This is a genomic window from Ideonella sp. (genome assembly GCF_044358605.1).
Classification (GTDB): Bacteria; Pseudomonadota; Gammaproteobacteria; order Burkholderiales; family Burkholderiaceae_C; genus Ideonella.
Window position 1 is genome coordinate 54,605 of the sequence record NZ_JBIKNQ010000023.1, and the last position, 12,132, is coordinate 66,736.

Annotated in this window: 12 protein-coding genes and 1 pseudogene; 7 read left to right on the forward strand and 6 right to left on the reverse strand. The window is 63.5% G+C overall.

The window, feature by feature from the left end:
* The first annotated feature begins 75 nt into the window (after window positions 1–75).
* Both ACIQ3Q_RS10145 and ACIQ3Q_RS10150 read left to right on the forward strand, forming a co-directional pair.
* Window positions 76–882: an ABC transporter substrate-binding protein gene (locus ACIQ3Q_RS10145; protein ID WP_396268956.1), complete on the forward strand. Its 807-nt coding sequence runs from the start codon at window positions 76–78 to the stop codon at window positions 880–882.
* Window positions 879–3,398, forward strand: a complete 2,520-nt coding sequence (locus tag ACIQ3Q_RS10150) for an ATP-binding protein (protein WP_396268957.1) — start codon at window positions 879–881, stop codon at window positions 3,396–3,398. Before ACIQ3Q_RS10145 ends, ACIQ3Q_RS10150 begins: the two co-directional genes overlap by 4 nt.
* A gap of 30 nt (window positions 3,399–3,428) precedes the next feature.
* Here the strand turns inward: ACIQ3Q_RS10150 and ACIQ3Q_RS10155 are convergent, their stop codons facing one another.
* Window positions 3,429–4,928, reverse strand: coding sequence for a methyl-accepting chemotaxis protein (locus tag ACIQ3Q_RS10155; RefSeq protein ID WP_396268958.1), 1,500 nt, complete (start codon window positions 4,926–4,928; stop codon window positions 3,429–3,431).
* Window positions 4,929–5,107: 179 nt separating this feature from the next.
* On the opposite strand from ACIQ3Q_RS10155, the gene ACIQ3Q_RS10160 reads away from it, so the two are divergent.
* On the forward strand, window positions 5,108–5,470 hold the full coding sequence (locus ACIQ3Q_RS10160) for a response regulator transcription factor (protein WP_396268959.1): 363 nt from the start codon (window positions 5,108–5,110) through the stop codon (window positions 5,468–5,470).
* Window positions 5,471–5,492: 22 nt separating this feature from the next.
* Here ACIQ3Q_RS10160 and ACIQ3Q_RS10165 read toward each other — a convergent pair whose 3' ends face one another.
* From ACIQ3Q_RS10165 to ACIQ3Q_RS10180, 4 genes are all read right to left on the reverse strand, one after another.
* Window positions 5,493–5,783, reverse strand: a complete 291-nt coding sequence (locus ACIQ3Q_RS10165) for a metal-sensing transcriptional repressor (protein ID WP_396268960.1) — start codon at window positions 5,781–5,783, stop codon at window positions 5,493–5,495.
* A gap of 231 nt (window positions 5,784–6,014) precedes the next feature.
* Entirely contained in the window at window positions 6,015–6,386 is a 372-nt protein-coding gene (locus ACIQ3Q_RS10170) for a hypothetical protein (RefSeq protein WP_396268961.1), read from the reverse strand.
* Window positions 6,387–6,395: 9 nt separating this feature from the next.
* Complete coding sequence (locus ACIQ3Q_RS10175; RefSeq protein WP_396268962.1) at window positions 6,396–7,151, reverse strand: AAA family ATPase; 756 nt, start codon at window positions 7,149–7,151, stop codon at window positions 6,396–6,398.
* A gap of 136 nt (window positions 7,152–7,287) precedes the next feature.
* On the reverse strand, window positions 7,288–7,782 hold the full coding sequence (locus tag ACIQ3Q_RS10180; protein WP_396268963.1) for a single-stranded DNA-binding protein: 495 nt from the start codon (window positions 7,780–7,782) through the stop codon (window positions 7,288–7,290).
* 184 nt (window positions 7,783–7,966) lie between these two features.
* Between ACIQ3Q_RS10180 and ACIQ3Q_RS10185 the strand changes: the two genes are divergently transcribed.
* Entirely contained in the window at window positions 7,967–8,416 is a 450-nt protein-coding gene (locus ACIQ3Q_RS10185; protein WP_396268964.1) for a hypothetical protein, read from the forward strand.
* A 33-nt stretch (window positions 8,417–8,449) separates the two neighbouring features.
* Here ACIQ3Q_RS10185 and ACIQ3Q_RS10190 read toward each other — a convergent pair whose 3' ends face one another.
* Window positions 8,450–10,651, reverse strand: a complete 2,202-nt coding sequence (locus ACIQ3Q_RS10190; protein WP_396268965.1) for a prolyl oligopeptidase family serine peptidase — start codon at window positions 10,649–10,651, stop codon at window positions 8,450–8,452.
* A gap of 136 nt (window positions 10,652–10,787) precedes the next feature.
* Between ACIQ3Q_RS10190 and ACIQ3Q_RS10195 the strand changes: the two genes are divergently transcribed.
* From ACIQ3Q_RS10195 to ACIQ3Q_RS10205, 3 genes and pseudogenes are all read left to right on the forward strand, one after another.
* Entirely contained in the window at window positions 10,788–11,294 is a 507-nt protein-coding gene (locus ACIQ3Q_RS10195; protein ID WP_396268968.1) for a hypothetical protein, read from the forward strand.
* A gap of 11 nt (window positions 11,295–11,305) precedes the next feature.
* Window positions 11,306–11,389, forward strand: a pseudogene (locus ACIQ3Q_RS10200) (ATP-binding protein); the annotation flags it as partial.
* Between the two features lie 186 nt (window positions 11,390–11,575).
* Window positions 11,576–12,061 carry a hypothetical protein gene (locus ACIQ3Q_RS10205; RefSeq protein ID WP_396268969.1) on the forward strand — a complete coding sequence of 162 codons (486 nt, stop codon included), beginning with the start codon at window positions 11,576–11,578 and terminating at the stop codon, window positions 12,059–12,061.
* Window positions 12,062–12,132 lie beyond the last annotated feature (71 nt).

The following is a 12,132-nucleotide window of genomic DNA, read 5'->3' on the forward strand; positions in this document are numbered from 1 at the left end:
CGCCACTTCCCCTGCTTGCCAAGACTCAGCACAATCCGCCCGCTGCGCTGCTTTCAGCATCTTCAAGGACTGATCATGCCCACACTCACTCTTGCTGCACGAACCGCGACCCTCGGGGTCCTTCTGGGCCTGGCCGCCTCGACCGCCAGCATGGCCGCAGAAGTGGCTGACCGGGTGGCCGCCAGCAGCAACCTCAAGGTCTGCATCTGGCCGGATTACTACGGCATCACGCTGCGCAACCCGCGCACCCAGCAACTCACCGGCATCGACATTGATCTCTCTGCCGAGTTCGGTAAAGACCTGGGCGCCAAAGTCCAGTATGTGGACTCCTCCTTCGCCAAGCTGGTGGAAGACCTGACCACCGACAAGTGCGATGTGGCCATGTTTGCGGTGGGCGTGCTGCCCGCACGGGCCAAGGTGCTGCGCTTCAGCCAGCCTTATCTACAAAGCGACATTTATGGCGTGACCACACGCTCCAACCGCACCGTCAAGCAGTGGAGCGACATCGACAAGCCGGGCGTGCTGGTGGCCGTGCAAGCGGGCACCTTCATGGAGCCGGTGATGTCCGAGGCCTTGAAGCAAGCCAAGATGGTGGTGGTCAAGCCTCCACAAACCCGCGAACAAGAATTGGAGTCCGGGCGCGTGGACGTGTTCATGACCGACTACCCCTACAGCCGCCGCCTGCTGGACAACGCCGATTGGGCCAAGCTGATCTCTCCGCCCACGGCCTTTCATGTCTTGCCCTATGCCTACGCCGTGAAGCCGGGCGACGACGCTTGGCTCAAGAAGGTGGACGACTTTGTGGCGCGCATCAAGAAAGACGGTCGGCTCGACGCTGCGGCGAAGCGGGCGGGCTTGAGTGAGATCGTGGTCCGCAAATGACAGACCCTGGCAAGCGCGCCGCCCTGCCCGAGTGGCTGACGGAGCGTGCCGCCTGGTGGGCGGGCTTCTCGCTCTTGGCCTGCATGTTGCTGGGTCTGGTGGCCTTCATGGTGATGGAGCACCGGGAGCTGGAAGACCACGCCCTGGAGCGCTCCGCCCTGAACGCGCGCGCTCTGGAGGACCATGCCAACCGTGCCTTCAACACCGTAGATGTGGTGCTGAGTGCGGTGCAAGACACCATTGTTCAAGACACAGCCACGCATGCGGACCGCCTCAAGGGCGAACATGACCTGCACCTGACCCACGCTGAAGGCCTGAGCCAGACCATGGCCACGCTCTTGCAAGGCCTGCCTTTTGTGCGCAGCTTGTCGGTGGTGAGCCCGCAGGGAAAGGTCACCGCCAGCTCGCTGCCCGCCAATGTGGGGGCGCAAGTGGACTTGGCCGCTTTGGGCACCGCCGACCGCCCCAACGGCGGTGTGGTGCCCCGCCTGCTGGCCGGGCGAGACTTAGGTCAATGGGCCCTGGACCGGGCCACCGGCGCGCCGCCGCAAAGCAGCCAAAGCTTCATGCCCGTGTTGCAGCGGCTCAGCGGTGACGCCGCCACGGCCCCCTGGCTGGTCGCCACCATCAACCCCGACTACTTTGCCAACCAACACGCGCTGACCTTGGACAACGAGCGCGCCGTGGGGGCGCTGCTGGCCTTTGATGGGGTGCTGCTGACCGGCACCTCGGCCTTGCGGGCTGAGCCTGGACAGTCCATGCGAGGGCACATTGCCTTCAAGCAGTTCCTCCCCGCCAAAGAAAGCGGCAGCCTGATCGACAAAGGGCTGGACGGACAAGACGCAGTGATGGCCTTTCGCAGCCTGCGCCGCCAGCCCTTGGTGGTGATGGTAGAGCAGCCCTATGACCAAGCCATCGCCGACATTTGGCCGCTGGCGCAAGGGGCCTGCCTGGCGGCATTGGTGGCCAGCATCGTGGTCTTGGGCTTCACCTCGCTGGCCGCCCGAAGCCTGCGCAGCCATGAGCAAGTGACGCGCGAACTCAACACCGCCAATGAGCGCGTGGTGGACAGCGAGCGTGAGCTGCGCGTGCTGATTGAGGGCGTGCGCGAATGGATCTTCCGCACCGACGCCTCGGGGCGGTTGACCTATGTGAACCCGCGCTGGCAACAGATCACCCTACGCCCCGACGACGAAGCCCTGGGCGCACCGCTGCAGCACTTGGTGGTAGAGCGTGACCGGGCGGCTGTGGACCAGCTCATCACCCACGCTGCGCGAGGGCCGCAAAGCCCCTTACCGGTGGAGTTGAGCATGGCCTCAGGCCTGGGCCTGCCGATGGAGTTGAGCCTGTCCGCCCTGCACGGGCCAGACGGCAGCCTGCAAGGCTTTGCGGGCTTTGGCGCCGATGTCTCCGCGCGCGAAAGCGCCCGCCGCCGCCTACAAGCGCAGCTCGACTTCACCGCCCAGTTGATCGAAGCCACGCCCACGCCCATCTTCGTCAAAGATGACCAAGGCCGGCTGGTGATGGTGAACAAGGCCTGGACGGAACTGACGGGCTTGTGCTTGCTGGGCCAAGCCGCCGGTCAAGGGGGTGAACCGGCCGAGACTGAAGCCGAGCTGACCGCCTTGAATGCAGGCCAGGTGATACGCCGCGAGGGCATTCACCGCCGCAGCGACGGCGCGCTGCGCCACACCGTCACCACCAAGGTCAGTTTCACTCAGGTCGACGGCACACCTGCAGGCGTGATTGGCAATATCGTCGATGTCACCGAGTTCCGCGAGGCCGAGCGCGCCACGCGGCTGGCCCGTGACGCAGCCGAGAGCTCCAACCGTGTCAAAACGGAGTTCATCGCCAATATGTCGCACGAGTTGCGCACGCCGCTGCAGTCCATCATTGGCTTCTCTGAGCTGGGCGTGAAGTTCAGCCAGGAGCACGCGCGCCTGCACACCATGTTCGACCGCATCCACGTGGGCGGGCACCGCATGCTGGCCTTGGTGAACGACCTGCTGGATGTGGCCAAACTCGACGGCGACGCCCAAGGCATGCACTTGTCCAGCACCGACTTGCCCCTGCAAGTGCAGGAGGTTCTGGCGGAGTTTGAGCCCTTGGCCGGACCGCGCGGCGTGAGCTTTGTCTGGGACCAAACAGCGCGCGTGGCCCCCATGCAACTCGACGCCTTCCGCATCCAGCAGGTCTTGCGCAATGTGATTGCCAACGCCCTGCGCTTCTCGCCCGACGGTGGCGTGATTCGGCTCTCGCTCACCAGCCATTCACAGGCCGTGCAGTTGACGGTCAGCGATCAAGGCCCTGGCATTCCAGAGGACGAGCGCGAACACATTTTTGAGCCCTTTGTGCAGTCCACACGCACCAAAGACGGCTCAGGCGGCACAGGGCTGGGATTGACCATCTGCCGCCGCATCATGCAAGCCCACGGCGGCTGGATTCAGGCGGGCAATAACGCGCACGGCGGCGCGATCATCACCTTGGCTTGGCCGCACAGCCCCTCGGGGGTTTGAACGGCGCAGCCCACTGAGGCCCAGGTGGCCTCAGAAGAAGTCCACCACCGCTGGCGCCGGTGCAGCCGCCTTGGTGTGCGCACGGGGCGGGGGCGCCATCGGCGGCGTCATGGCATTGACAGAGACTGGCGGCGGCATGGTGTGAGAGATCCGGAAGGCCGCCAGCACCTGGCTCAGCCCCCCCGCATGCTGGGCCAAGGTACGCGAGGCCTCGTCGGCGCGTTCAGCCACCGCCACGTTCTGCCGCGTCAATTCGTCCAGGTCCTTCACGGCCTGGGTCACGGCTTCGATGCTGTTGGCATGTTCATCGGTGTCGGCAGACAAGCTGCGGAAGACATTACCCGCCCGCTGCACGGCCTCCACCAAGTGCTGCATGTTGTCACCTGCAGAGTCAGCCAGTTGGTTGCCCTGCTCCACGGTTTGCAGGGAGTCGGCGATCAAGCCCTTGATTTCCTTGGCGGCATCCGACGCCCGCATGGCCAAAGAACGCACCTCGGCAGCCACCACCGCAAAACCCCGCCCTTGCTCACCTGCGCGGGCCGCCTCGACCGCCGCGTTCAACGCCAAGATATTGGTCTGAAAGGCAATGCCATCGATCACGGCAATGATGTCGGTGATGCGCCGCGCCGATTGGTCGATGTGGCGCATCTGCCCCACCATCTGTTCAATGATCTTGCCCGCCCCGGAGGCCAGCTCAGACGCAGCGTCTGCATGCGCGCGCGCCTCCAGCGCCGCCTCGGCGCTGGACTTCACGATGACGGTGATCTGCTCCAGCACCATCGCCGCGTCTCGCAGGCCATTGGCGCTGCTCTCTGTGCGTTGCATCAACTCGGTGCCACTGTCTTTGAGCACATCGGCCACGCCATGCACGCCTTGCGTGGAGGCGTCCACTTGCCGCAGCGCATCCGCCATGCGGTCTTGCACATGCTTGAGTCGCTTGCCCAACTGAGACTCGGCACGCACGGCATCAAAGTTCAAACGGATCGGGCCGTCAAAGCCCATGGCTTTGACCAAGAACTCCACGTCAAATCGCTCGCTGTCGCGGTGCCCACCCACCCAGGCCACATAAACCAGGTAGCAGGCCTGGGCCACCACGGTGGCCACGGCCAAGCTCTGGGCCACGGTGCTCATGCCACCGCCGACGCCCCATTGAGACAGCGCCATCAGGTGGGCCGCCATCAGCCCCCCCATGGTGGCAATGATGGGCCAAGAGCGATACACCGGCAGCACCGACAGGGTCAGCATCATCGGCAACACATATTCGGCCTTGCCCCCTGAGAGCACCAGCGGCGCAGCGCTCAGCCCGGTCACCGTCACCGACATCGTCCATCGCAACCATGTGTCGCCCGCCCAGCGGTAAGCCAGCAGGGCAGCCACCACCAAGAGCACCCCGACCGACACTTGGGTACTCCCCGCCAGGGGGCCGTCGAACGTCAATGCCACACAGAGTGCACCCAAAGCGGCGGACAACACCACGGTGGTGTAGTCCATTCGGCGCAGGGTGCTGACAGGAAGCAGAGTGGTGGGCATAGCGGGTTCGCAGTCTTCGGCAGATTCGTGCAATATCGCGCGAACTGCCGGCGCCCAAAGGCCACAACATCAGCCCATTCGCCCCCTGTTTCTGCCTATCACCACGGGGCCAGCCGCCTACAGTGAGGGTAGGCAGGTGGCTGTAGCTGTCGCTGCTGTGCCATCACCTGGGAGCCCTCATGAAACGAGTGTTGATCGTCGACGACCAAACCGACATCCGAGAACTGGTTCGGATGACCTTGGAGATGCAAGACTATGACTTGCATGAAGCGTCCAATGGCGAAGACGGCGTCAAACAAGCTCAAGCCCTGAACCCCGACCTGGTGCTGATGGACGTGATGATGCCCGGTGCGTTTGACGGCATAGAAGCCTGCCGACGCATCCGCAACGACCCGCGCCTCAAACGCAGCAAGGTCGTGATCCTCAGTGCCAAGGCCCGCCCGGAAGACCGCGCCACCGGCCTGGGTGCCGGCGCCAGCGACTATCTGGTCAAGCCCTTCAGCCCACGCGAATTGCTACAACTGGTGGCCCGACTGGCGTGAGCCGCTGAGCGGAGGAGCGCTCTCAGCGAACCTTGGACAGCAATGCTTGGACCTCGTCCATCACCTCGGCCAATTGCTTGCGGCCCCGCGCGTTGTCGCTGACCTTTCCGGCCAACTCTTGCTCCATGACGCAGACCGTCATCCGAACATAGGTGCTGTCCAGCGCCTTGCGCACGGCCGACATCTGGCCCGCGATATCCAGGGCGTCCTCACCACCCTCGATCATTCTCTGGATACCGCGAAGTTGCCCTTCGGCACGTTTGAGCCGGTTCAACAAATCGGTCCGGCTCTTTGCATCATTCAGCACTGCCATGGTCAATCTCACCCAACTAAGATCAAAATATATTAGTCGAGATTTGCGTCTCGAAAGTTAACATCTCTGTCACAAAGCCTCCGGAATACCCGGAGTTCCGGAAGAAATGCCCGCCACACAGACGCCGTTTCAGGCAGAAGGCGGCGACCAACCCCGCAACACTGGGGTTCACCCCTCACCTTGGTCGGGTCAAGATCGCTCCCTCAAGCGCTCTGTGGGTCACCTTGAGAGTCAGCCTGCTTCGATGGTGACGCTCACCACAGCCCCATCCGGCGCAACAGTGATGACCAAGTCACTTTGCCTCCAGTCCCAGTGACATTGGCCCAGGCTATAGCGAAGCTGATCGTCTCGCATCACCTCCGCCGGGCCTAACCGAGCGATCACCTCGTTCTTGCCAAGCTTGTTCAACTGGCGGTCGTCCAGCAGTGTCAGCGCAATACCGCCGCGGACACATCCTGGATCAGGCTGCTTGGCCTGTTCGGCGCGCCTGCGCCACTCCCTTGCATCAAAGGGCTCAGGGTCGGCATGCACCGAGGTGAAGTTCACATAGGCCAGCGCTGCGAGTAGGACTGCGAAGGCGCAGAGTGCAAGGGATATGCGCATACTCAGCCTTCACCCCTGGCGCTCAAACAAACGATTCATCATGCGCTGGGGATCCATCAGGAAAGCGCGTGAAAGCTGAAAATGCTCGGTGGCTTCGTAAGTCGTACGACTGATACCGTCTTGTCCCAAGAGGTAGATGTAGGCGTCTGGATAAGCCATGAGGATTGGTGAATGAGTCGCAATGATGAACTGCGCCCCGTCGAGAACCAGATCATGCATCCGCGACAGTGCAGCCAGCTGTCGCTGCGGAGAGAGCGCAGCCTCCGGCTCATCCAGAAGATAGAGTCCTTGGCCCGTGAAGCGCTCGTTCATCAGTGCGAGAAAAGACTCCCCATGTGATTGCTCGTGCAGTGATCGGCCACCGTAGCTCGCTGCAACGGGCGGACCACCAAAGGGGTCTTCGTCGAGGCGCTCAATCTCAGTGGCCACATTGAAGAAACTCTCCGCCCGCAGAAAGAAACCTGTCTTCGGCCTCCGGAAGCCTTTTCCGACTCGCAGGTACTCATGAAGCTCTGAGTGTGACCGACGAGTGCCGAAACTGAAGTTTTTGCTGCCCCCCTCTGCATTGAATCCTAATGAGACTGCGACGGCCTCCAACAAAGTTGACTTTCCGGAACCGTTTTCACCGACAAAGTAGGTCACTCGCGGATGAAGGTCCAGGCTCTCAAGCGATCGGACGGCCGGCAGGCAAAAGGGGTAGCGATCGAAGGAATCGACTCGCTGCCGATTCAGGCTGATGCGCTGGACGTAATGGGACTGGAGCATGCCATCAAACTCGGTCGTTGTTGCGCATTGGTCGCCTGCAGAGTACGCGCCTCAGGGCAAATGTGCTTCACCACAAAAAAGCCCCATCAGCATTCACTGTGGGGCTTTTCAGAGCGAGCTGAGCGCGGCGTGCCGATCAGAACGGAATATCGTCATCCATGTCGTCAAACCCCGTCGACGACTTGGGCGCGGGGCGGGGGGCCGGGGCTTCGCGGCGCGGGGCGGGTGCAGCGCGGGGCGCGGGGGCTTCGCGGCTGTAGCCTTCGTCGTCGCCACCGCCACCACCGCCGCCACCTTCACGGCCGCCCAGCAGTTGCATGGAGTCGGCGACGATTTCGGTGGTGTAGCGGTCTTGGCCTTCTTTGTCTTGCCACTTGCGGGTCTTCAGGCGGCCCTCGATGTAGACCGGGCGACCTTTCTTCAGGTATTCGCCAGCGATCTCGGCTTGGCGGTCATACAGGACCACCGAGTGCCATTCGGTCTCTTCCTGGCGCTCGCCGCTGTCGCGGCTCTTCCAGTTGCGGGTGGTGGCAATGCGCAGATTGCACACGGCCGCGCCGTTGGGGGTGTAACGCACCTCGGGGTCGCGCCCCAGGTTGCCGAGGATGATGACTTTGTTGACGGATGCCATGGGCGCTCCCTGGGTCGGCTTCAAAAAAAGGGGGCGCGGCAGCCTCAAGCGTTCAAGGTCAAAGCGCCGCGCGGCCCTGGATTGTGCCGCATGCCATGGCCCTTAGCGTCCCCCTCGGATGGGCCAGCGCCAGCCCCCGAATTGGTGCCAAACTCCGTGCATTGCCCGCTCGAAGGAGACTGCTATGCCTGCCCCCCTGCGCTTGGCGCGCCCCGCCCTCTCTGGCCTGTTGTTGAGTTGTGTGCTGATGAGCGCCTGCGCCGCGCCCGCCAACAAGCCCCCAGCCGCCCCCGCCAGCGCCGCCACGGCTGTGCCCGCCGGGGCGGCGGCCTTGGCGCAGAAGGTGCGCGACGAGATCGGGGACGCCGCCTGCACCAGCAACAGCCAGTGCCGCACCATCGGCGTGGGCCACCGGGCTTGCGGTGGGCCTGAGGCCTGGTTGGCTTGGTCCACCAGCGGCACCAACGAGGCCAAGCTGAAGCCTTTGGTGGACGCCCACACTCAGGCCCGCAAGGCCGAGGTGGAACGCTCGGGGATGATGTCCATCTGCGCCATGCTGCCGGACCCAGGCGCGCAGTGCGTGGCGCAACGCTGCACGCTCAAGACGCGTGGGGCGTCACCGGCGGTAATGTAAAGCCAGCGTGGGGCTGCGCGCCGCAAGGGCCGGTCAGCGCTCGCCCAGCCCCAACTGCCCCCTGAAGAACCCTTGCACCAGAGCCAAGCCGCGCAACTCTTGCGCCCGGGTGTTGCCCAGGCTGTGGCCGAGTTGATCATCCACCCACAGCCACACCGGCTTGCCGCTGCGGCTGGCGGCCTGCAGCCGTGCGGCCGTCTTGCTGCTGTTCCATAGCGTCACGCGGGGGTCCGTCATGCCGTGGGTGATGAGCACCGCCGGATAGGCCACGCCATCTCTGATGTGGTGATAGGTGCTCATAGCCAGCAAGGCCTTGAAGTCAGCCTCACGGCGCACGGTGCCAAACTCGGGCACGTTGGTCGGCCCATAGGGCTCGCGCTCGGCGCTGACCATGTCTAACGCGGCTGACGACAACACCACGGCACCAAACAAGTCCGGTTGCTCGGTCATGGCCCGCCCCACCGCTATGCCCCCGGCACTGGCGCCCCACAAGCCCAGCTTGGCCGGCGATGTCCAGCCTTGTTGCTGCAAAAAGCGTGCGCAGGCAATGGTGTCCAGCCAAGTGTTGGCCTTGGTGGCTTTGCGCCCGGCCTCGTACCAGGCGTCGCCCTTGGCACCGCCCCCGCGCACATTGGCCACGGCATACACCCCACCAGCCTTCACCCAAGACGCCAAAAAAGTGCTGAAGCGCGGCTCTTCGGTGTGGCCATAAGCGCCATAGGCCAGCAGCACGGTGGGGTGGCTGCCATCCAGCACCAAGCCCTTGCGATGAACAATGGACATGGGCACCAGGGCGCCATCGTGGCTGGGCACCAGCACTTCGGTGGCCTGAGCGTCGGCCTGGCCGGCTTTTGCGCTGGTGGGCTGCCAGCCCGTGTTGTGCACCGCGCCATCGGCCCGCACTTGATACAACTGGCGCATGTGCAGCCAGCCCTGCAGGTCGAGCACCAGCCCTGGCAGCAGGGGGTGGCCCACGCCAGACAAACTGGTCTCGTGGGTCAAACTGAACGCACCGTCAATGGGCAGGGCCAGGTCCAGCAAGGCGGCGTCTGCGCGGTGGCTGCGTTTCGACAAACGCTTGACGTTGCCTTCGCGGCTTTCTACATACAGGCCATCCTCAGCCACCGTCATGCCCATCACCACGCGCTCGCTGTGCGGCACCACCACCCGCGCATCGGCCAAGGTGGGCGTGAAATGCTCAGCACGCAAGTCAAGCGCCAGGATTTGGTAATTGGGCGCCTGCTGGCGGCTGCGCAAGTAGAGCCAGCCGTGGCCATAGGCACTGCCCACCACGCGGTCTGCAGCGCCGGCCAGCTTGCGCCACTGCGGCCGGCCCGCCAGCACCGAAGAGGCCGGGGCCAGCCACAGCCCCAAGTCTTGCTGGGTGCCGGTGTAGACCGTGGCAATAGCCCAGCGGCCGTCGTGGCTGAACTCCACCTCGGGCACGTCCTCGGGCTTCAGGCGCACGCCGGGCACGCCCGGGCCAAATATCTTGCGCGCTTGCTGCAGGGGCGCCCCGGGCTGCATCAGCCACACGGCCGAGTTGAGGTAGCGGTCTTGATCACGCGCCTGCGGCCCTGGCGCCTGCAAGCGCAACACGGCCAAGTGCTGGCCGTCTGGGCTGAAGGACACAGCGCCCACCTCAGCCCTGTCAATGGCTGGGCCCACGACCTTGCCGCTGGTGGTGTCCATGACGCGCAGGGTGGCGTCTTCTGAGCCATCGCGCGACAGCGCGTAGGCCAGCCAACGGCCATCCAGCGAGGTCTGGAAATAGTTAAGGGCAAACACCGGCCCGCGACCGCGCCTGACGGCCTCCGGGTCCACCAGCACTTTGGCCGGCGCTTCCCCTGCGGGCTGCAAGACCAGCTTGAACTGATCCTCTCCCGCCATGCGGCGCAGAAACAGCCGCTGGCCATTGGGAAAGAGCCGCACATCCGTCACCCGCAAGGGCAAGTCGGCGTCTTGCTCGACCATCTGGCGCAACAAATCGGCCTGGCCCGGCATGGCCGACAAGCTGGCTTCGGCCTCACGACTTTGCTGGGCCAGCCAGGCTTTGACGCGCGGGTGATTCGACTGCTCTAGGCCCCGGAAAGGGTCTGGCACGGCCACGCCAAAGTGCTTTTCAACCACCGGGCCCCATTGCTGCGGCCTGCTGGGGTTGGCTTGCGCCACCCAGGCCACCGCGCACAGGCCCCACACCAGCGCCTTGCAAACGCCTGCTTTTACCCCGTCCACACCAAACCTCATCTTGTTCTGGCCGCTCAAACCACTTGCGAGCGACGTTGGAGATTAGCATTGCGCCACTCGCGCCCATCCACGGGCAAACGCGTGCTTTCAGCGCGCCCCCCCAACTCAAGACTCGGGGTTTTCCATGGCATTGAACCGTCGCTCCCTCCTCACCCGTCTGGGCTGCCTGGGCAGCTTGGCCACCCCGCTGATCAGCCAGGCCCAGAGCGCGCCCGCCGCGCTGACCAGCAGCGACCTGCGCCACGCCCAAGCCCTGCGCGAGCTGGGCCTGAAAGACAGCCTGGCCTATGCCCTGACCGAGTCTTTGGTGACCGAGGTCGGCGCCCGGCCCGCAGGCTCGCCCGCCGACGCCCGCGCCGTGGCCTGGGCTCAGGCGCAGATGCAACGCTTGGGGCTAAGCCAGGTGCGCGCCGAGCCCGTGAGCATGAAGGTCTGGCAGCGCGGCCCCTTAAACGTGATGCTGAGCAGCCCTGTGCCCCACCCGCTGACGGCCCTGGCCCTGGGCAACAGCATCAGCACCGCGCCCGAAGGCCTGGACGCCGAAGTGGCCTATTACCCCGACCTGGCCGCGCTGAAGGCCGACAAAAGTACGCTTCAAAGAATCGTTATGCTAACTTCGGTCCTTCACTGAAGTCGGTCCGCATTCAAGGATTCCGGGGCATCAATGACCTCTCAGTTGACTTCCTGTTTCCAATCGTCGCGATCTCCGGCCTAAACGGTGCAGGCAAGAGTACGGTAGGTCAGTTGTGCCTAGGTGCCTACAGAAAGCCGTCAACTGTTACTGGGATCAAGCGGTTCTACGTCCGAGACTTCTTTCCTGCTTCTGCTGCAGACCCCAACCCTTTCCGCCCAGACTCCTCAGTTGTTTTCGAGTACAACACGACCGATCCAAACAATCCACAGACTCTGACCGTGGCGCGATCGGTCAAGGAGTGGTCGGGATACAAGCGGCAGCCTGAACGCAGTTGCTACTACATTGGGTTCACAATTTACATACCCAAAGTCGAGCAACGCGACCTGAGCATGTATCGGGGAGCGGAGATTCAACTTGCTGCTAAGCGCGCAATACCGGACGACGTCAAGGATCGGGTGGGACGCATTCTCGGGCAGCCCTACCAAGCCTTGCACTTCCAAGGCATAACTCACGGGCAACGAAAGGGAGAACTTGGTATTGCGAGTAGATTCGGTGCTCAGTACTCTGAAAACAATATGGGTTTTGGTGAAGGAAGATCACTCTACTTGGTTGACCTCCTAGAGAACTCGCCAGAGCAAAGTCTGTTTGTTATTGAAGAACCCGAAACTTCACTACATGAAAACGCGCAGTTTGAACTTGGAAAGTACTTACTTGTCAAGCCCCGGGAGATCATTCACACGTTTTGTGAAGAGCTTGGGGTGTGAGGCGTGCCATTTTTTCAGGGCCTCGATGGGGGTCTGGTGGTTGAGGGCGCGTTGAGGAATTCGATGGTTGT

What these genes read in the sequence shown, in the direction of transcription:
- ACIQ3Q_RS10145 (WP_396268956.1), top strand. Translation starts at nt 76, where the DNA reads ATGCCCACACTCACTCTTGCTGCACGAACCGCGACCCTCGGGGTCCTT.
- ACIQ3Q_RS10150 (WP_396268957.1), top strand. Translation starts at nt 879, where the DNA reads ATGACAGACCCTGGCAAGCGCGCCGCCCTGCCCGAGTGGCTGACGGAG.
- ACIQ3Q_RS10155 (WP_396268958.1), bottom strand. Translation starts at nt 4,928, where the DNA reads ATGCCCACCACTCTGCTTCCTGTCAGCACCCTGCGCCGAATGGACTAC.
- ACIQ3Q_RS10160 (WP_396268959.1), top strand. Translation starts at nt 5,108, where the DNA reads ATGAAACGAGTGTTGATCGTCGACGACCAAACCGACATCCGAGAACTG.
- ACIQ3Q_RS10165 (WP_396268960.1), bottom strand. Translation starts at nt 5,783, where the DNA reads ATGGCAGTGCTGAATGATGCAAAGAGCCGGACCGATTTGTTGAACCGG.
- ACIQ3Q_RS10170 (WP_396268961.1), bottom strand. Translation starts at nt 6,386, where the DNA reads ATGCGCATATCCCTTGCACTCTGCGCCTTCGCAGTCCTACTCGCAGCG.
- ACIQ3Q_RS10175 (WP_396268962.1), bottom strand. Translation starts at nt 7,151, where the DNA reads ATGCTCCAGTCCCATTACGTCCAGCGCATCAGCCTGAATCGGCAGCGA.
- ACIQ3Q_RS10180 (WP_396268963.1), bottom strand. Translation starts at nt 7,782, where the DNA reads ATGGCATCCGTCAACAAAGTCATCATCCTCGGCAACCTGGGGCGCGAC.
- ACIQ3Q_RS10185 (WP_396268964.1), top strand. Translation starts at nt 7,967, where the DNA reads ATGCCTGCCCCCCTGCGCTTGGCGCGCCCCGCCCTCTCTGGCCTGTTG.
- ACIQ3Q_RS10195 (WP_396268968.1), top strand. Translation starts at nt 10,788, where the DNA reads ATGGCATTGAACCGTCGCTCCCTCCTCACCCGTCTGGGCTGCCTGGGC.